Source organism: Aeromonas sp. FDAARGOS 1414 (assembly GCF_019047065.1).
In the GTDB taxonomy this organism is placed as follows: Bacteria; Pseudomonadota; Gammaproteobacteria; order Enterobacterales; family Aeromonadaceae; genus Aeromonas; species Aeromonas veronii_A.
The window spans coordinates 4251924-4271269 of the sequence record NZ_CP077210.1 but is presented as its reverse complement, the minus strand read 5'-3'; the positions used below and the strand labels follow the sequence as shown (position 1 = coordinate 4271269).

The window sequence follows — 19346 nt, the reverse complement described above, 5'->3', positions numbered from 1 at the left end:
TATCTTTATATCATTTTCGCAACATTGTGCTTAATGCCACACTCGCCAATAGAATATTTTTCAACCATTATATTTAAACAACAGAAATGGCAAACGTTTATCCGCAATAAATAATTACACGCATGTTTGAATAATTACCCCGATATCCTTTCACATATTGCTCACAACCAATCTGGCAACAAATACCCCCATAATGTGCCCCCCATGGCCAGCCGTTCAAAAATCCGCCACATCCGGTGCCACATTCTGGTATGATGCGCGGCCTTAGCGCTCGCGCATCCCCGTTTTCTCCGAAATAGAGTCCTTTTGTGAACAACAGCGAATTTAGCAGCCTCAATCTCTCCCCCGCCCTGCAAGAGAACCTCACCAGCCTGGGTTACCTGCAGATGACCCCGATCCAGGCCCAGAGCCTGCCCCTGGTGCTCGATGGCAAAGACCTGATCGCCAAGGCAAAAACCGGCAGCGGCAAGACCGCCGCCTTCGGCCTCGGCCTGCTGGCCAAGCTCAACGTCAACCGCCTCGAAGTGCAGGCGCTGGTGCTCTGCCCGACCCGCGAACTGGCGGATCAGGTGGCCACCGAGATCCGTCGTCTGGCGCGCGCCCTGCCCAACGTCAAGCTGGTGACCCTGTGCGGCGGCACCCCGACCGCACCGCAGTCCGCCACCCTGAGCTTTGGTGCCCACATCGCCGTTGGCACCCCGGGTCGCATTCTCAAGCATCTGGAGCAAGGCACGCTGGAACTATCCGGCCTCAAGACGCTGGTGCTGGACGAAGCGGATCGCATGCTGGACATGGGCTTTGGCGAAGATATCAACCGGGTCATCAGCTATGCCCCCCAGCAACGTCAGACCCTGCTCTTCTCCGCGACCTATCCGGAAGGGATCGCCCAAATGAGCCGCGGCGTGCAGCGCAGTCCGGTCGAGGTGAGCGTGGAGTCCCTGCACGAGGGGAGCGCCATCGAACAGAAGCTCTACGAAGTGCCTGCCGGTCAGCGCCTCGACGCCCTCACCTGGCTGCTGAGCCACTACCAGCCCAGCTCCTGCGTGGTGTTCTGCAACACCAAGCGCGCCTGTAACGACGTGGCCGACCATCTGGCCGCCAAGGGCTTCTCGGCGCTGGCGCTGAACGGCGATCTGGAGCAGCGCGAGCGGGATCAGGTGCTGGTGCGCTTTGCCAACGGCAGCGCCACCATTCTGGTGGCCACCGACGTGGCGGCCCGCGGCCTCGACATCAAGGAGCTGGGCGCCGTCATCAACTACGAGCTGACCTATGATCCCGAAGTGCACGTGCACCGCATCGGCCGTACCGGTCGCGCCGGCCAGCAGGGTCTGGCCCTGAGTCTCTATCAGCCGAACGAGGCCCAACGCGTCAACTTTATCGAAGAGTACCAGCAGGCTCCGATGCCGCTGGGTGATCTCGACAGCATCGGCCGCGACATCAAGCCGATCGCCCCGCAGATGGTGACCCTCTCCATCGATGCAGGCCGCAAGACCAAGGTGCGGGCCGGTGACATTCTGGGTGCCCTGACCGGTGAAGGCGGCATTGCCGGCGCCGACGTGGGCAAGATCCAGATCTCCGAGCAGTACTCCTACGTCGCGGTGAAGCGCAGCGTGGCGAGCGCCGCCCTCAAGCGGTTGCAGGAAGGCAAGATCAAGGGGCGCAGCTACCGCGCCCGCAAACTGGGCTAAGGTTCTTTGCAAGTCGTTAGCCAGACCACAGGCGCCTGACAGGCGCCTGTTTCATATCTCCGATGCCGCCATGCGGCAAGACAGGCACCATGACCCAAGCAATCCAAACCGATGTGAGCTGCCAAAACTGCGAAGCCTGCTGCTGCCGCCTCGAAGTGATGCTCTTTACCGATACCGGCGTGCCGGACCGTTATGTACTGGAACGGGATGGCGAGATACCGGTCATGCGCCGGCTGGACGATGGCTGGTGTGCGGCCCTCGACCGCAACACCATGATGTGCCGTATCTACGAGGTGCGGCCGCTGATCTGCCGTGAATTCGAAATGGGTGAGCCCGACTGCGTTGACGAACGGGACAAGTGGTTTATCAAGCTGGATTGACCAGGATCCTCGAATGCACTCACCACGATGATGTGCCCCATCCATGTACGAGTACGAGGTGCGGCCGTTGATCTGCCGCGAATTCGAAATGGGTGAACCCGACTGCGTTGACGAACGGGACAAGTGGTTTATCAAGCTGGAGTGAAACCCGTCCAAACGGTGAGCGAGGTGGTCAAGCGTGCGCAGGTTCACAGGGAGCGGTGTTGAGCTGCTCTCCCAGCCACTGGATGGCCGCTGCCTCTTGCTCGAAGTAACGTACCGCCCGAAAGGGTAATCCCTTGAAGATGTTATCCGCCAGATAGCGCTTGAAGCCCCCTACGAAGACCACCGCCAGAAACTGACACCCACTCTCGGCACACCAGCCAAACTGGCGACGAAAACGGGCCAGCACCTCGGGCCCGGCCGCTTCAAACTCGGTCGCGACCTCGACAATCCCCCAGGGGCCATCCATCAATCCGGCCAGTTCGTGACGAAAGCGCGCCTCATAGGCCATGGCACCAGCCAGATTGAAGGGGCCACTCGGGCGGCAGATCAGCATCTGGCCCCTGCGCTCCATGTCGAATTGCCCATGTGGCTGCATGACTGCTCCCATTCCGTTACCACCACCATCGCCTGCAAATTGTTACCACAAGGTAATAATTTATAAGGAAAAGTCCAGCAGCAAACAGGCTTTTCCCAAAGCGTGCTCATCCTATCCAGCAAACCGTCGGCACCTCATGTTACCGACAGCCCGCACTGAATCGATCTCAAGATGTGCGATTGCAGTTAACGAAACGTTACTGCTATTATCCGCGCCGCCACAAACATTCCACCTGCCGAAAGGTTTGACACCCCAACAAGGATGTGCAATGAAAAACAGGGACTCGAGTCATTACCAACGGATCTGGCGCTGGCACTTCTACGCCGGTCTCTTTGTCGCCCCTTTCCTGATCCTGCTGTCACTGACCGGGATCGTCTATCTGTTCAAACCCCAGCTCGACAACCTGATGTACCCCGAGCTGATGAAGGTCGCCCCCGCCAGCCAGACCCTGAGTGCCGACCAGCTGCTGGCCAAGGCGATGATGACCATGCCCGATGCCAGCCTGCGTAAATACCTGCCACCTGCCGCTCCCGACCTGAGCGCTCAGTTCATCGTCAATCGGGGTGAACAGGAACTGACCCTGTTTATGGATCCCGCCAGCGGCGCCCTGCTCGGCACCATGGACAACAAGTGGAATCTGCAAGCGGTGGCTCGCTCCCTGCACGCCGACCTGCTGCTCGGCACCACGGGGGACAGGCTGATCGAACTGGCGGCAGGCTGGGGGCTGGTACTGCTGCTGAGCGGTCTCTACCTCTGGTGGCCACGCAAGGGGCCCGGGGTGGGCGGCATCCTCTGGCCCAGAGTAAACCAGCGCGGACGCCTCTGGTGGCGGGATCTGCACGCCGTGGTCGGCTTCTGGGGAGCCGGTTTCCTGCTGCTATTGCTGCTGAGCGGCATGACCTGGACCGGTTTCTGGGGCGATCAGTTTGCTGCGGTCTGGAACCGCTTCCCCGCCGCCATGTGGAACGAGGTGCCCAAATCGGCACCGCTGGCCCGCACCCTGAATCAGGCCCATGAGCAGACCGTCCCCTGGGCGGTGGAGAACACCCCTATGCCCAGCTCGCAGCCGGTCGATGAGGGGCACGATCACGGCGCCATGAACCACGGCGAGCACGAGGGTGTGGTGATGGCCAGCCAGCGGATCCCGCTGCAACAGGTGGTGGATATCGCCACAGCCCGGAAGGTGAGTCCGGGGTACAGCATCACCCCGCCGATCGGCACCACCGGTGTCTATACCATCGCAATCTTTGCCGATGATCCGCGCAACGACACTACCCTGCATATCGATCAATACAGTGGCAAGGTGCTGGCCGATGTGCGCTGGCAGGATTACGGCCCGGTCGCCAAAACGGTGGAGAGCGGCGTCATGCTGCACATGGGCAAGCTCTACGGCTGGCCCCATCAGCTCGCCATGCTGCTTATCTGCCTGATGGTGCTGGCCAGCGCCGTGAGTGGTCTGTGGATCTGGTGGTGCCGCCGTCCGCAGGGCCGTCTCGCCGCGCCGCCACTGCCCGCCAAATTGCCGCCGATGCGCGGTGCCATCACCCTGCTGATCCTGCTGGGGATCGCCTTCCCGCTGGTGGGCGCCTCCATGGTTGCCATCTGGCTGCTGGATACTCTGCTATTCTCCCGCCACACGCTCAAAATGGTGCGCGCCAGCTAAACCGGCCAAAACCAAAAAGGGCTCCCATCTCGGGAGCCCTTTTTATTGTTCGCCTTGGCGAGCTGCGACCAGCTGTCAGGAGAGCGCCAACCCGATGGAGAACAGCAGGCTGAACAGAAAGGCGCTGATGGCGGTCTTCTTGAGGGAACCGGTCAGCACCTCGCCATCGTAGCTTTCGCGCAAGGTGCGGGCCGCATCGCTGAGAGGCTTCATGGCGGGCAAGAAGATCCACGGCCAGAAACTGGCGGGCTGGATCAGGATAAAGGCGATGGTTGCCAGCAGCGCCGCCCCCAGCAGTACCCAGTGATAAGCGATGGCGCGGTTACGGCCAAGGCGCACTGCCAGGGTGATCTTGCCGCTGGCGGCGTCGGTCTCGATATCACGCACATTGTTGATATTGAGCACGGCGGTGGCCAGTAGGCCACAGGCGGTGGCAGGCAGCAACAGATCCCACTCCAGCGTCTTGGTGAAGAGGTAGTAGGAGCCGAGCACCCCAAGCAGACCGAAGAAGAGGAACACCGAGATATCGCCAAACCCGCGATAGCCGTAAGGGGTCTTGCCGACCGTGTAGGTCACCGCCGCGACAATGGCCGCGCCACCCAGCACCACAAATGCCAAAATCTGCAGCCACTGGCCGCCGAAGGCACAGCCCAGCAGCAGCAGGCCACTGGCCACCGCCGCTAGCGCAGTCAGCCCCATCGCCACGCACATCTGCTTTTTGGTGATAAGACCGGAGACCACCGCCCGCTGCGGGCCGATCCGCTCACCGTTGTCGGCGCCGGAAACCGCATCGCCGTAATCGTTGGCCAGATTGGAGAGGATCTGCAGCAGGATGGCGGTCAGCAGCGAGAGCGCCATGATGGTGCCATCGAAGGCGCCACGACTGGCAGCCAGCCCCGAGCCCAGCAGGATGGAAGAACAGGCGAGCGGCAATGTTCGCAAACGCGCCGCCAGCAACCAAACAGAGAAGGTATTTGTCATTTTGTGATGGCCAAACAATCGGATATTGATCGTGTTAAGGGTTATCGAACCGGATTTGGGTATACTTGGCCCCGGAGAGTGAAGCTCCCGCGGGCGATTTACATGGACGAATGGGCAGATAATATATAGGAAATCATCGCCCTTTGGCATAAACCTACGGCATCCAGCTACCGGATCGCTCGTTACTACCCGGCTCAGAAAAGAATCCATGTTGGCTCAGACCCATATCAAGCAACAACTGGACGCCCTGCGTCACAGCAACGTCAGCGGCTTCGTACGGTTGCGAGTGGCGATCGAAATCCGCTCCTTTCTGGGCTGGCTCGCGGCGCAAACCCTCTATCCCCGCATCTACTGGCAGGCCCGTGGAGAGGCTCGTCCCGAGTATGTCGCGCTGGGCGCCATCCATGAACTGACCGAGCCGCACGCCATCAAGCAGGTGTGCACTAACACAGCCAACCAGCATCATGACGACAGCCCCCGCTACTATGGCGGACTGGCGTTTGATCCGGCTCAATCCGGCTGGCAAGGGTTTGGCCCCTGCCGTTTCGTGCTACCCCGCATCGAGCTGGTGCGCCGTGGCGAGTGCGTCAGTCTCTGCCTCAACCTATGGCTGAATGAAAACAATCTCGAGGCCGAACTGCAGGTGGCCGAAGCCGCCCTCGATGCCCTGCGCCCGGAAGCCCCGCTGCCCGCCCTGCAAAAGCAGCCCTGGCAGCGACAGGATTGCCCCGGCCCCGCCCAGTGGCAAACGCTGGTGGAGCGCGTCACCGCCCCCGATTTTCAGGCCCACACCCCCAAGGTGGTGCTGTCGCGGGAGAGCGTGCTGACCAGTCCGAACCATGATGCGGATATCAATCCCTGGGCCATGCTCGACCAGTGGGCCCGCCACGCCCAGGACTGCTTCCACTTCGGTTTTCAATTCTCCCCCGAGCAGGCCTTTATCGCCTGCTCCCCCGAGCGGCTCTACCGCCGGGAAGATCGCCACCTTTTTACCGAGGCGCTGGCGGGCACCATCCGCCGCTCCGGCGATGAAGAGGTGGATGCCCAACTGGCTGCCGAGCTGCTGGCCGACAGCAAGAACCGGCTGGAGAACCGGCTGGTACATGCCGACATCCTCAGCCGTCTGGCGCCACTGACCCACGATGCCACCCTGACCGAGCCGCGCATTCTGAAACTGCGGCTGCTGCAACACCTCAAGTGCGATATCGAAGCCGAGCTCAAGCCCGGGGTCTGCGACTGGCAGTTGCTCGACGCCCTCCACCCGACGCCGGCGGTGGGCGGCGCCCCGCGCGAGGCAGCGCTCGCCTTTATCCGCGAGTTCGAGCCCTACGATCGGGGCTGGTACGCCGGTGCCTGCGGCATGCTGAGCCGGGAGACCTCGGAGTTCTCGGTCGCCATTCGCAGCGCCCGCATTCAGCCGGGCAGCGTCACCCTGTTTGCCGGTGCCGGCATTGTCGCCGGTTCCGAGCCTGTCGCCGAGTGGGCCGAACTCGACAACAAGATCGCCAATGTGCTCTCCCTGCTGGGATAGTCATTCACCCTTTTCACGCTACGAGAGCCCCTATGCCCACCCGTAAAGAGCCTGCCAGCGAAGAGTTTGCTTGCCCCCCGTTTTCGAGCCAGCACGCCACCTTCAACCACGTCTGGTCCTCCCTCTTGCTGGAGGAGCTCTTTCGCCTCGGGGTGCGCGACATCGCGCTGGCCCCCGGCTCCCGCTCTGCGCCGCTGACCATGGCCGCCGCGGCCCATCAGGGCTTTCGTCGTCACTTGCACTTTGACGAGCGCGGCCTCGGCTTTATGGCGCTGGGGCTGGCCAAGGGGAGCAACCGGCCGGTGGCGGTGATCATGACCTCGGGCACCGCGGTAGCCAACCTCTGGCCCGCCGTGGCAGAGGCCCAGCTCACCGGCGTGCCGCTGATTATTCTCTCCGCCGATCGTCCTCACGAACTTATCGACAACGGCGCCAATCAGGCGATCGACCAGCAAGGGATCTTCGGCCGCTACCCCGTCTATCAGCAGAACCTGCCGAGCCCCACCCCGACCATTCCGGCGGCGTTTGTGCTGAGTTCGGTGGACCAAGCCTTGGCCAAACAGGCGCTCACCCCCGGGGTGGTGCACTTCAACTGCATGTACCCCGAGCCCCTCTACCCGGGCGAGCACTATCAGGATTTCTCCGACTATCTGGCCCCCCTCGGCGACTGGCTCGGCTCGCGCAAGCCCTGGAGCCCGTGGCAGCAAAACGAGCCGACCTGCCCACCTCAGGCGGAGTGGGAAACCTTTCGCCAACAGCGCGGCATCGTTGTGGCTGGTCGCATTACCGACCCGAAGCAGGCACAGGCCGCCGCCGCGCTGGCGGAGCAACTTGGCTGGCCGCTGCTGGCGGATCTGCAGAGCCAGATCCGCTTCGATTGCCGCAACCTCATCCATATGGATATGGCGCTCAACGACCCTGAATTCGTCGCCGAGCTGGGCCGCGCCGAGGTGCTGCTGCAATTTGGTGCGCGGCTTGTCTCCAAGCGGCTTGGCCAGTTCATCAAACACCATTCATGGCAGGATTACTGGCTGGTGGATCCGCAACCGGCGCGGCTCGATCCCGACTACCGGCTGCGCAACCGGCTGCTCTGCAGTGCCAGCGCCTTTGCTGCGGCCCATCCGGTCACCACACAAGCCCCTTGGCACACATTGGCCGAGCTGCAACACAACGCCAGCCAGCAGATCGCCGCTGCCTGCGAGCACTTCTCCGAGCTTGGGGTCTGCCATCGCCTCAACCGCCTGATCGAAGGCCAACTGTTTGTCGGCAACAGCATGCCGGCACGACTGATGGATATGCTCGGCGAAACGGGCAAGGGGCCGAGCCGGGTGATGACCAACCGTGGCGCCTCCGGCATCGATGGCCTGATCGCCACCGCCTACGGGTTTGCCCAATCGATAGAGCCGGGCAGCGATGAGCCCACCACCCTGCTGCTTGGGGATCTCAGCGCCCTGCACGATCTCAATAGCCTCGCCCTGCTCAGCAAGGCGAGCCGACCGCTGGTGGTGATCCTGCTCAACAACGATGGCGGCAGCATCTTTCGTATGTTACCGGTGCCCACCGAAGGGGAGCTGCTGGAGAGCTACTACCGGCTGCCCCACGGCCTCAGCTTTGAACATGCCGCCGCCATGTTTGGCCTCGCCTATCGGGCGCCGACCACCCTGCCCGAGTTCGAACGCGATTACCGCGCCGCCCTCCAACATGGCGTTACCTTGATCGAGATCCGGGTACCGAGCGAGCAGGTGGCCGATGATCTCAAGGCGCTGGGGGCCGCCATCCGTGGCAAATAAAGATGCCAATGTGCCGCTGGTGCTGCTGCACGGTCTGCTGGGGGATGGCGGCGACTGGCAACCGGTGATCGACCGGCTGCCCGCCATCCGCTGCATCGCCCTCGATCTGCCGGGTCACAGTCAGCATAGCGATCTCAACGTCAGCGACTTTGAGCAGAGCCACCAGTGGCTGGTCACCGAGCTGGCCAGCCGCAACATTGAACGCTATCTGCTGGCAGGTTACTCGCTGGGTGGGCGACTGGCCCTCTATCACGCCAGCCGCGAGCCCGCCGGGCTGCGGGGGCTGCTGCTGGAGAACTGCCACCCGGGGCTACCAGACAATGAGCGGGCCGCCCGCATCCAGCACGATGAACTGTGGGCGCAGCGCTTCGAGCAGGAGCCCCTGGCTGACGTGCTGGCAGACTGGTACCGGCAAGGGGTGTTTGCCGATCTTGACGATGCGGCCCGGGCCAGCCAGATCGCCCGCCGCCTTGGCAACGACGGTCAGGGCATCGCCACCATGCTGCGCGCCACTTCGCTCGGCAAGCAGCCGGATCTCGTCCCCTGGCTCATGGCGAGCCAGCTGCCGGTTACTTATGTGAGTGGTAAGCGGGATCACAAATTCCATCAGCTGGCTTGCCAGCTGGCGAACCAAAATCGCAGAATCAACCACTTGGTGCTGGATGGCGGCCATAATCTGCACGCCCATCAGCCTGATAACTTTGCCCGACTCCTCGCGGAGTGGGTCAACCAACAAGAAGAGACGAGTCATGATTGAAGCAATGACGGAAGCTGAACTGTATGCACCTGTTCAACATGCCGGGATTGCTCAACTCAGTGGTCAACTCGGTGCTCAACTGCACTCTCCCAGATCAGAAGGAAAAAAACATGATTGAAGCAATGACGGAAGCGGAACTGTACGCTCCGGTTGAGTGGCAGGATTGCTCCGCCGGTTACGAGGACATCCTCTATCACAAGTCCAACGATGGCATTGCCAAGATCACCATCAACCGTCCCCAGGTGCGCAACGCCTTCCGCCCCCGCACCGTCAAAGAGATGCTGCAGGCGCTGGCCGATGCCCGTTATGACGATCAGATAGGCACCATCATCCTGACCGGTTTTGGCGAGAAAGCCTTCTGCGCCGGTGGCGACCAGAAGATCCGTGGCGACTACGGTGGATACCGTGATGACGAGGGGACTCACCACCTCAACGTGCTCGACTTCCAGCGCGACATCCGCACCTGCCCGAAACCTGTGGTGGCCATGGTGGCCGGTTACGCGGTCGGTGGTGGCCACGTGCTGCACATGATGTGTGACCTGACCATCGCCGCCGACAACGCCCAGTTTGGCCAGACCGGCCCGAAAGTGGGCTCCTTCGATGGTGGTTGGGGTGCTTCCTACATGGCTCGCATCGTCGGCCAGAAGAAGGCCCGCGAAATCTGGTTCCTCTGCCGCATGTACGATGCCCAGCAAGCCCTCGACATGGGTCTGGTCAACACCGTTGTGCCGCTGGCGGATCTGGAACGTGAAACCGTGCGCTGGTGCCGCGAAATGCTGCAAAACAGCCCGATGGCGCTGCGTTGCCTGAAAGCGGCCCTCAACGCTGACTGTGATGGTCAGGCGGGCTTGCAGGAGCTGGCGGGCAATGCCACCATGCTGTTCTACATGACCGAAGAGGGTCAGGAAGGCCGCAACGCCTTCAACGAAAAGCGTCGCCCCGACTTCTCCAAATACAAGCGGAACCCCTGATGACACTCGCCCTGTATCGCTATCAACTGCCTTTTACCCAGCCCCTGACCTTTCACGGCAAGGTGGAGGTGGCGCGAGAGGGGCTGTTGGTGCGCATCAACGACGGCTGGGGGGAAATCGCCCCCCTGCCCGGCTTCTCGAAAGAGAGCCTGCAACAGGCAGAGGCAGAAGCCCTTGCCGCGCTGGCGGCCCTGGCCGCCGGCGACACCCCGAACCCCGTGCTGCCGTCGGTGCAATTTGGCCTCGACTGCGCGCGCCGGACATGGCCCGAGCAGCGCAACCCGCTGCCGGAGCCCTATCCCCTCATTCAAGGCTCCCCCCAGGAGCTGCTGCGCAACTGGAAAGAGTGGCTGCACCGCACACCCGGCAAGGCCAAGCTGAAGGTGGCACGCTACCCGATGCGTGACGAGCTGGCGCTGATCCGCCTGCTGTGCGACCGCCTCCCCTCCCTCAAGCTGGTGCTGGATGCCAACCAGGGCTGGACTCGCGAGGAGGCGTGGACCTTCTGCGGCCACCTCGACCCGAATCGCATCGAGTATCTGGAAGACCCCTGCGCCGACTTTGCCGACATCGCCTTTGTCGCCAACCGCACCGGCATGCCGGTGGCGCTGGATGAGCTGCTGGCGCAGGGCAAGCCGTGGGAGCCGATCCCGCAACTGCGCGCGCTGGTGCTCAAGCCCACCCTGCTCGGTTCGCTGGCCAACTGCGAAGCGCTGATCGCCCGCGCCCGCGAACTGCGGCTCAAGGTGATCATCTCCTCCTGTTTCGAATCGGATCTGGGCCTGAACCAGCTCTTTCATCTGGCAGGCGAGTGGGCACCGGAACAGGCGCCGGGGCTGGATACCCGCCGCTGGATGGCAGGCAATCTGCTGGGGGAAGATGGCAAACCGGACCTGAGCCGACTGGAGCAACTGTATTACCGTGATTGACCCCTCCCGTTCACCCGAACAGACACCTTGCCCGGTACGCCACCGGGCAATCACAGCCCCGAACCGCATTGCAATCCACGCCGCCTCGCCCCTCAGTTACCGCCAGCTCGATGCCCGCCTCAACAGCCTGTGCCAACAGCTGGAACAGGCCGGAGTGCGTCGTGGCGATCATCTGGCAGCGGTGGTGCGCGGTGCGCTGGAAGATGTGCTGCTGGCATGGGCCTGCGTGCGCAGCGGCGTGGTGTTCTGCCCGCTCAACCCCGCCTTTCCTCTCGAAAAACAGCACGAGCTGGCGGTACAACTCGATGCCGATGCCTTCTGGTCGGCAGGGGAGAGCCCGGCAGGCAACTGGCAGCCCCTGCAGCTCGACTTCACGCGCGAACTGCCAGCAAGCGAGGAAACATGGCCGCTGGCATCGACCCAGCTCAACAACATGATCCTCACCTCGGGCTCCAGCGGCAAGCCAAAAGCGGTAGTGCACCGGCTCTGCAACCACCTGGCCTCGGCACGCGGCTCTGCCAGCCTCATTCCCCTCGATGAGGATTGCGGCTGGCTGCTCTCCCTGCCGCTGTTCCATGTCGGCGGCTATGCCATCCTGTTTCGGGTCTTTCTGGCGGGCGCCACGTTGGTGCTGGACGATCGCAGTCAGCCGCTCAAGGCGCGGCTTGAACAGCAGCCCATTACCCATCTCTCGCTGGTGCCGACCCAGCTCTGGCGCCTGCTGGCAGAGGGTTTTGATCCCGCCCGTACCCGCCTGCGCGAATTGCTGCTCGGTGGCGCCGCCATCCCGCAACCGCTGGTGAGCCGCCTCTGCGCCATGGGGCTCGAACCCAAGGTGAGTTATGGTCTCTCCGAGATGGGCAGTCAGGTCTGCACCGCTATCCCCGGCGATGCAGGCGTAGTTGGCAAACCGCTACCGGGGCGGGAGGTGTGCATCCGGGAGCAGGAGATCTGCGTGCGCGGCGCCACCCTGTTTGCCGGTTACTACCGAGATGGCGAGCTGGAACTGCCGCTCGATGACGAAGGCTGGTTTCATACCCGCGACAAGGGGAGGTTCACTGCGGCAGGGGAACTGCTGGTAGAGGGACGGCTCGATAACCTCTTTATCTCGGGTGGCGAAAACATCCAGCCCGAGACCATAGAGCAGCGACTGGTGGATCACCCCGCTGTCGCCCAGGCACTGGTGGTGCCGGTGCCGAGCGACGAGTGGGGCCAACGCCCCGCCGCCTTTATCGACTGGCACGGTGAGCCGGTTCCCGACTCCGAACTGGCAGCCTGGATCCGCAGCACCCTGCCCGGCTTTATGGTGCCCGACCACTGGCTCCCCTGGCCCGATCTTGGCGGCAATCTCAAGCCCTCTCGCCAACTGCTGGGCAAGGTAGCCCGACAACAGACCACTCGGGCACGACAAGCTGAATGAGATCGGACTCACAATTTCCCGATCTTCTTTGAAAACAAAAAAAGAAACATGTGAGTCCTCACTGCGGCGCCAACCCACGATATCTCGAACAGACTCAAAAAGTCACCATCTTATTGATTTATCTGATTTTTAATTGGCAATTGATATCCCTTTGGAACTGTTTAAATTGCCTTGCGATTACTCGCAAGACAATACACAAACAAGAACAAAGGGATAAAAATGAACCGTTCAGGTACCGGGTGGCTGCTGCTGGCAGGCCCCCTGCTTTTGGCTACATCCTCGGCGCAAGCCAACTACTCCCCCAATGACTGGCGACAGTATCAGCTGACTGGCGAATCGAGCCGGCAACTGGCCGCGCGCATCACCGAGATCACCTACGAGCTCAAGGCGCGCAGCAGCAATGCTCCTTACCAGCAGCTCAGGGTCTACCGTCGCTTCGACTGGCAGAGTAGCGATCTCGCCGCACTGGCCGAACAGCAGTGTGGCGAGCCGCAGCTCAAGGTAGATGCGGGCTGGCAGATCCGCTTCGTGCGCTGTGAAGATCGGATTCCGGCGGGCAAGCTGATCCCGGCCAGCAGTTATGACTTTGGTTATGGCCTCAAGCAGGGTCGCTGGGAGCAACTGGCGGGCACGCCGACCGCCCAACGGCAGGATCGCCTGCCGCTGCCGCAAGCCATCATCCTGGGTCAGAGTGAAAGGGAGCTGGATCGCTGCGAACTCAACGCACAAGGCCGCTGCGCCGAGCCGGAGTGGCACTATCAGCCGCAGGATTGGCAGCAGTTGCAGGTACTTGAAGAGACCCCGAGCGAGCGGGATGGCCGGTTGGAGCAGATCTTCTTCCGTCTGCAACCGGTGGCAGGCAGTCAGGCTGCCGCTCAGGTCAGCGAGATCCACGTCTGGCGCCGCTATCAGTGGCAGCTGGATCAGCTCACGCCTCAGCAGGAGTGTGATGAGCCGCAGGAGCGCAAGGAGGGGAGCAACACCATCCGCTATCGCATCTGCCGTCAGGTGATCCCCGCTGGCAGCGAGGTTCAGGTAACGTTGCAAGATAGCGGCTACCAATACCCGGTCGCCGGCGGCGAGTGGCAACCCCTGCCAGAGAGCAAAGCGTGGCAGGAGAGCCGGGTGCTCAATCGCCCCATCGTGCTGGCCAGCAAGGAGGAGCAGCTGGAGTGCCGCCGCGCCAACGGTCGTCTCTGCTCCGAGCCCGAGCAGCCCGATGTGGATCTGCTCGACAGCGATGCCGCCAAACTGGTAGCCGACGTGAGCGGCCAGAACAGTCCTGCCTGGCAGGCGGATTACGGCCACGATGACGCCAAGCTGATGGCGGTGGTGCGCGGCATGCGTGCCCTGCTGGCGGCCAACCAGCCGACCCATCCGGCAATGGACAAGCTGCTCTACTATGTGCGCGCCCACAACTACCACGGCGGCGTTGGCAAAGAGAGTGATCAGGCTGCCCGGGCACTGGCCGGGGTGATGATTGATCTGCTCAACCATCCCCTGCTGCTGGGAGCTGAACCGCAGGATCAGGCTGGCACAGTGCTGGAAGCCTGGAGCGTAGCGGCGCAGGGACAGCTTGGCCAAGCCGCCTTCCGCCAGAGTGCCGCCCCCATGCTGGCCCAGCTCAACCAGGCGCTCGGCTATGCGGTGCAACATGCGGCGCAGATCAATGGCCACAAACCCTGGGCCGATGGCCTGTTCGAGCTGCTCAATCTGGTCGATCAGAGCGCCTCTTACGGTCAGCAAGCAGACTTCAGCACAGCTGTGATGCAACAGGAGGCGGCATTGCGCCAGAGCCTGCTGCAACTGGGCCTGAGCGAGCTGGCCCTCTGGAAACAGCGCGATGGCTCACGGGATCTGTTTATCTTCAACAACATCCTCGATGCCCATAGCCGCCTCTACCAGATGATGCGCTACCTCCATCACACCAGCCCGGATAAGGCGATTGCCTATCGCCAGCAGCTGGATCGCGATGTCATCGCCATCATGCGCCAGCAGGGACTGGTCCCGGGCGGCCAGCATCCGGCCGCCATGTTGGAAGAGGTTTCCCTGACCCTCTCCAGCTACTACCTCACCTACACGGATCGCACCAGCGAAGCCTGTGTCAGCGGCGAGTTTGCCGGGCTTTGTACCCCGATCCGCATGGAAGATATTCTGCCGTTCGAGCACACCTGCTCACCCACCCTGCGTCTGCGCGCCCAGGATCTGACCTTGGCTCAGGCCGAAGGGATCTGCCGCGAGCTGGGTGATGAAGAGCAGCGCTTCCACCAGCAGATGGAGACTGGCTGGCAACCGGTGGCCGATGATCACAACGAGGCGCTGGAGCTGGTGATCTTCAACTCCTCCGCCGACTGGGGCCGCTACGGCAGCGCGCTGTTTGGCGTCTCCACCGACAATGGCGGCATCTATATCGAGGGGGATCCGGCTCGCCCCGGCAATCAGGCCCGCTTCTTCGCCTATGAGGCGGAGTGGAAACGCCCCGCCTTCCAGGTGTGGAACCTGCGCCACGAGTACGTTCACTATCTCGACGGCCGCTTCAACCAGTACGGCAGCTTCGGCCACTATCCGCTCAACCGCACTACCTGGTGGGCCGAGGGGGTTGCAGAGTACATCGCCCACGGTCAGTGCTTTGCCCGGGGTCTGGATAACGTGGCAAACCGCCCCGCCAACCAGCGCCCGACACTGGCGGCTATCCTCCACCTTGACTACGAGCAGGGTGGCGAGATGGTCTACTCCTGGTCCTATACCGTGCACCGCTTCCTAAACGATACCGGTCGCGGCGCCAGCTGGCTGGCGCTGGCACAGGCGCTGCGCAATCCGGATCGACAGCAGGCGATGAGCGACTTCGAAGGGGAGCTGGACCGCCTGATCGCCAACGACAGCGACGCCTATCAGGCGTGGCTCGCCCGGGATCTGCTACCCTGGTGGCAAGCAAACAAGGAGTCAGACGCCTGCAAGGGCAATGACTCCGCCTACTGATAAACCTTCACCGTCCAGAGGGGCTGCCACCGCAGCCCCTCGCTTTATCCTCCCGCTCTCCCGGCCTCTGCTGCGACAACCTCTGCCCGAATGAGGTGCCCGCCCGCTATCAAGCCTGACGCCAGCGGCCGAGTTGTAATAGAATGCCGATAGCCACTCCCAACTTCAGACCCTGACCGCACCGCGCATGAAGAAGTTTGCCAAGATCCTCCTCGCCTGCCTCGTTTTGCTGCTGGCCCTGATTGCCATGCTGCTGGGCTACAGCGAGTGGATCGTCTCGGATGCCCGTCACTACACCTACGATCGGGTGGACAAGGTGCCCTACAACCGGGTTGCGGTGGTGCTGGGTACCTCCAAGTATCTCTCCGGTGGCGGCCCCAACCACTACTTCAAATACCGTATCAAGGCGGCGGCCGAGCTCTACAACAATGCCAAGGTGGACTTCATCATCGTCTCCGGTGACAACGCTACCGTGCAGTACAACGAGCCGCGCCAGATGCGCCGCGCCCTGATCAAGGCGGGCATCCCCGCCTCCGCCATTTATATGGATTTCGCCGGATTTCGCACCCTCGACTCAGTGGTTCGCGCCAAAGAGGTATTCGGCCAGGAGCGCTTTACCGTGGTCTCCCAGGGCTTTCATAACGAGCGGGCCATTTTCATCGCCCGCCATTTCGGTATCGACGCGGTCGGCTTCAATGCCGAGGATCCCAGCGCCTATCAGGGGATCCGCACCCGGGTACGGGAAGTCTTTGCCCGCCTGATGGGGCTGCTCGATCTCTATGTGCTGGACAAGGGACCCAAGTTCCTCGGGGCACCGGTCCCCATCGGTCTGCCTGTGCCTTGCCAGTCACTGAGTACCATCGGCAGCCTGCAACCCTGCCTCAAACAACCCAAACCGGCGGTGGATGAGGCCAAGCCAGCGGCAGTATCTGCCGCTGTTGCCACCGAGTCAGCTACTCCATCTTCCTCGGCCGTGACTGAACAAGTCACGCTAGCTTTATCCGCTGCGGCAACGACTGAGCCGGTCACTCCCGCCAAATCCGCGGCAAAAACCACCGCCAAGACGCCCAGCGCGGCCCTGCCCACATTGCCGGTGGCCCCTTCAGCCGCCAGCGCCAGCACTGCCACACCATAAACAGACGACCCGCCAACTGGCGGGTCTTGGTATTACAGCTCGAGTTGTGGCGGTGAGCCTGTACACCCATTCCCAGCGACCAGGTCAGCCTCGCACCGCCTGATAGCGGTGGGCCACTTCGGCCCAATCCACCACCTGATAGAAGGCTGCGATATAGTCAGGACGCTTGTTCTGGTACTTGAGATAGTAGGCGTGCTCCCACACATCCAGCCCCAGGATCGGGGTATGGCCATGCATCAGGGGACTATCCTGATTGGCACTGCTCTCCACCTGTAATCTGCCCGCCTTGTCCACCACCAGCCAAGCCCAGCCGCTACCAAAGCGGCTCAGGGCCGCCTGAGTGAAGGCCTGCTTGAAGGCATCGAATCCCCCTAATTCCCGCTCGATGGCCAGAGCCAGCTCACCGCCCGGCTCACCGCCCCCCTGCGGGCTCATCACCAGCCAGAACAGGGAGTGGTTGGCATGGCCGCCGCCATGGTTGCGTATCGCCCCCTGCAAGGTGGCGGGCAAAGTATCGAAGCGGCGCAGCAGCTCCTCTACCGGCAGTGCGGCCAGCTCGGGCGCCTTTTCCAGTGCGGCGTTGAGGTTGTTGATATAGGTCTGGTGATGACGGCTATGGTGGATCTCCATGGTCAGTGCATCGATATGGGGTTCCAGTGCGTCGTAGGCATAGTTCAGGGCTGGCAGGGTATGGCTCATGATGACCTCTGTTCGGATTAATGGAGCCGGGATGGGGGCTCGCTCTGACACAGGCAGTGACCGAGCGAGCGCATGATCCCGGCGTGGCTGCCGTGGCGCTGTACGAACGTCAGCAACTCGGCACGGGTTGTGCGGGTATGGCGCAAAGCCGCCTCTCGCAGGCGAGAGGAGCAAGCGGGGGAGTGACAGGTCGCCAGCAGGCAGTCGTGCACATAGCAGAGCAGGTCGGCGGCGCGATCGGGCAGAGTCATGGCCACCAGCAGATCCGCCAGATTGTGGTGAGCCACAACCAGCGCCGCCACCGCCTCATCGGCGTCATGCCACTGCACCAATTGCTGACGAGCCAGCCAGAGCGCCTGCTGATAATGAGCCAGCGCCTGATGATACTCGCCGCAGTCAAACAGCCGGTTGCCCTCTCTGGTCTGCTGTTTCCAGTGACTCATGCTGCTGCCGCCTTCGGTCGACTCGACCCATCCCTTCACCCAGGTTGCTGTCATATGCTTCACACCAACAAATGATAATAATTATCATTACACAAATCATATCCGGGAGACAAGGGGCGTCGGGATCGCAGTAAACAGCCAAAACAGCGCGGCCACTCCTTGGCAAGGAGTGGCCGCTTGAGGCAACCAATCAGTGGATTCGACCGGCCAATGGCAAGTTAATGGCAGGTCAGATGTTGTTGGCGGGCGAAGGCGGGGCAATTCCCAGCAGCATGTGATCCATCATCCCCACCATGCGCCCTATCTCGGGCTTGGTAATGGTATCGTTGGCCCCCAGTTGCAGGGCTTTCTGACGGTTGTCATCGCTCATCAGGGAGGAGAACATCACGATGGGCATCTCCTTGTAGGAGGGGGCATCCCGCAGTCGCTTGAGCAGGTGCATGCCATCCATGCGCGGCATCTCCACATCGGTGATCACCGCATTGACGAAGCCGGTCACCGGCATCCTCTCCTCCTGGGCCAGACGATCGAAATCCGTCATCATCTCCAGCCCCTCTCCCCCATCCTTGGCCGTGATCACGTTGTAACCGGCGGTGCGCAGGGTGGTTTCGATCATCTTGCGGATAAAGGCCGAGTCGTCCACCACCAGAATGGTTTTGCCCTGGCGCAGCGCCATCATGCGATCGTCGATGAGCACCTTGCGGTCCTGGGTGACGTCGTACTTCTCCATGCTGAGCTCGGGGTTGATATCGGCGATGATCTTCTCGAAATCGAGGATCATGATGAGGTTGCCATCGCGCCTGACCACTGCCACCACGCAGTCGTTCTCCCCCGCCTCCAGAAACTGGCTGGGGGACTCCACATCCTCCCAGGAGACCCGGTGGATCCTGCTGACGCTATCGATCAAAAAGCCGTTGGCCATCTTGTTGAAGTCAGTGACGATCACCACCTTGTGGCTGGGGTCAGGGTTGGTCTTGATGCCGAGCCAGCCCGCCAGATCCACCAGCGGGATGAGGCGATCCCGCAGGGAGAATACCCCCACCATATGACGCTGGGCATTGGGGTAATCTGTGGTCTCCGGCACCCGGATCACCTCGCGCACCTTGGCGACGTTGATCCCGTAATAAGCGGTTTTTTCACGACCGTCCGGTAGCTGCTTCTTGAGGTGAAACTCGATGATCTCAAGCTCGTTGGTGCCACTTTCGGTCAGGATAGATTTACGCTCTTCCCCATCTTTGGACATCATGGTGACTCTCATTCTGGTTGCGCGGGCAGCAGACCGCTGCGGTTTTCCCTCAGTATAGGAATGGAATTCACCCAACGGCTCGGATCTCGGCAAGATTGCAGCGTTAACCGCTTGATCCCGCAGACTGGCGGGAGCGTATCTGCCAATCAGGACA

The 19346-nt window shown here is 62.0% G+C and carries 17 protein-coding genes and 1 pseudogene; 13 read left to right on the top strand and 5 right to left on the bottom strand.

The annotated features are described in order from the left end of the window. The first annotated feature begins 308 nt into the window (after positions 1-308). The 3 genes and pseudogenes from dbpA to I6L44_RS20545 all read left to right on the top strand — a co-directional run. A complete protein-coding gene (gene dbpA / locus I6L44_RS19380; RefSeq protein WP_216952828.1) occupies positions 309-1688 on the top strand; it encodes an ATP-dependent RNA helicase DbpA in 1380 nt (459 codons plus the stop codon). Positions 1689-1777: 89 nt separating this feature from the next. Then, positions 1778-2068 carry a YkgJ family cysteine cluster protein gene (locus I6L44_RS19375; RefSeq protein ID WP_005341481.1) on the top strand — a complete coding sequence of 97 codons (291 nt, stop codon included), beginning with the start codon at positions 1778-1780 and terminating at the stop codon, positions 2066-2068. 24 nt (positions 2069-2092) lie between these two features. Further along, a pseudogene (locus I6L44_RS20545) lies at positions 2093-2213 on the top strand (YkgJ family cysteine cluster protein); the annotation flags it as partial. A gap of 27 nt (positions 2214-2240) precedes the next feature. On the opposite strand, the gene I6L44_RS19370 reads toward I6L44_RS20545, so the two are convergent. Continuing rightward, positions 2241-2648, bottom strand: a complete 408-nt coding sequence (locus I6L44_RS19370; RefSeq protein WP_216952827.1) for a hypothetical protein — start codon at positions 2646-2648, stop codon at positions 2241-2243. 268 nt (positions 2649-2916) lie between these two features. Here I6L44_RS19370 and I6L44_RS19365 point away from each other — a divergent pair, with 268 nt between their 5' ends. Beyond that, on the top strand, positions 2917-4311 hold the full coding sequence (locus tag I6L44_RS19365) for a PepSY domain-containing protein (protein WP_216952826.1): 1395 nt from the start codon (positions 2917-2919) through the stop codon (positions 4309-4311). Positions 4312-4386: 75 nt separating this feature from the next. Here the strand turns inward: I6L44_RS19365 and I6L44_RS19360 are convergent, their stop codons facing one another. Next, the gene (locus I6L44_RS19360) at positions 4387-5292 is read right to left on the bottom strand and encodes a 1,4-dihydroxy-2-naphthoate polyprenyltransferase (RefSeq protein WP_216952825.1); all 906 of its coding nucleotides are present in this window, start codon (positions 5290-5292) and stop codon (positions 4387-4389) included. Positions 5293-5500: 208 nt separating this feature from the next. Here I6L44_RS19360 and I6L44_RS19355 point away from each other — a divergent pair, with 208 nt between their 5' ends. The 9 genes from I6L44_RS19355 to I6L44_RS19320 all read left to right on the top strand — a co-directional run bounded on the left by I6L44_RS19355 (position 5501) and on the right by I6L44_RS19320 (position 16804). After that, entirely contained in the window at positions 5501-6823 is a 1323-nt protein-coding gene (locus tag I6L44_RS19355; RefSeq protein ID WP_216952824.1) for an isochorismate synthase MenF, read from the top strand. A 32-nt stretch (positions 6824-6855) separates the two neighbouring features. Beyond that, positions 6856-8613, top strand: a complete 1758-nt coding sequence (menD, locus tag I6L44_RS19350) for a 2-succinyl-5-enolpyruvyl-6-hydroxy-3-cyclohexene-1-carboxylic-acid synthase (protein ID WP_216952823.1) — start codon at positions 6856-6858, stop codon at positions 8611-8613. Continuing rightward, entirely contained in the window at positions 8573-9370 is a 798-nt protein-coding gene (menH, locus tag I6L44_RS19345) for a 2-succinyl-6-hydroxy-2,4-cyclohexadiene-1-carboxylate synthase (protein ID WP_216952822.1), read from the top strand. The genes menD and menH overlap by 41 nt, the downstream gene beginning before the upstream one ends. Next, positions 9363-9488, top strand: a complete 126-nt coding sequence (locus I6L44_RS20605; RefSeq protein ID WP_259265626.1) for a hypothetical protein — start codon at positions 9363-9365, stop codon at positions 9486-9488. Before menH ends, I6L44_RS20605 begins: the two co-directional genes overlap by 8 nt. Before the next feature lie 4 nt (positions 9489-9492). Next, positions 9493-10341: a 1,4-dihydroxy-2-naphthoyl-CoA synthase gene (gene menB, locus I6L44_RS19340; RefSeq protein WP_197724797.1), complete on the top strand. Its 849-nt coding sequence runs from the start codon at positions 9493-9495 to the stop codon at positions 10339-10341. Further along, entirely contained in the window at positions 10341-11270 is a 930-nt protein-coding gene (menC, locus tag I6L44_RS19335; protein WP_216950106.1) for an o-succinylbenzoate synthase, read from the top strand. Before menB ends, menC begins: the two co-directional genes overlap by 1 nt. Then, on the top strand, positions 11263-12690 hold the full coding sequence (gene menE / locus I6L44_RS19330; RefSeq protein ID WP_216952821.1) for an o-succinylbenzoate--CoA ligase: 1428 nt from the start codon (positions 11263-11265) through the stop codon (positions 12688-12690). The genes menC and menE overlap by 8 nt, the downstream gene beginning before the upstream one ends. Positions 12691-12909: 219 nt before the next feature. After that, positions 12910-15669: a collagenase gene (locus I6L44_RS19325; RefSeq protein ID WP_216952820.1), complete on the top strand. Its 2760-nt coding sequence runs from the start codon at positions 12910-12912 to the stop codon at positions 15667-15669. A gap of 187 nt (positions 15670-15856) precedes the next feature. Continuing rightward, positions 15857-16804 carry a vancomycin high temperature exclusion protein gene (locus tag I6L44_RS19320; protein ID WP_216952819.1) on the top strand — a complete coding sequence of 316 codons (948 nt, stop codon included), beginning with the start codon at positions 15857-15859 and terminating at the stop codon, positions 16802-16804. 84 nt (positions 16805-16888) lie between these two features. Here the strand turns inward: I6L44_RS19320 and I6L44_RS19315 are convergent, their stop codons facing one another. The 3 genes from I6L44_RS19315 to I6L44_RS19305 all read right to left on the bottom strand — a co-directional run bounded on the left by I6L44_RS19315 (position 16889) and on the right by I6L44_RS19305 (position 19192). Continuing rightward, complete coding sequence (locus tag I6L44_RS19315; protein ID WP_216952818.1) at positions 16889-17503, bottom strand: superoxide dismutase; 615 nt, start codon at positions 17501-17503, stop codon at positions 16889-16891. A 17-nt stretch (positions 17504-17520) separates the two neighbouring features. Further along, a complete protein-coding gene (locus I6L44_RS19310; protein WP_216952817.1) occupies positions 17521-18000 on the bottom strand; it encodes a tetratricopeptide repeat protein in 480 nt (159 codons plus the stop codon). Between the two features lie 175 nt (positions 18001-18175). Beyond that, positions 18176-19192: a chemotaxis protein CheV gene (locus I6L44_RS19305; RefSeq protein ID WP_216952816.1), complete on the bottom strand. Its 1017-nt coding sequence runs from the start codon at positions 19190-19192 to the stop codon at positions 18176-18178. Positions 19193-19346 lie beyond the last annotated feature (154 nt).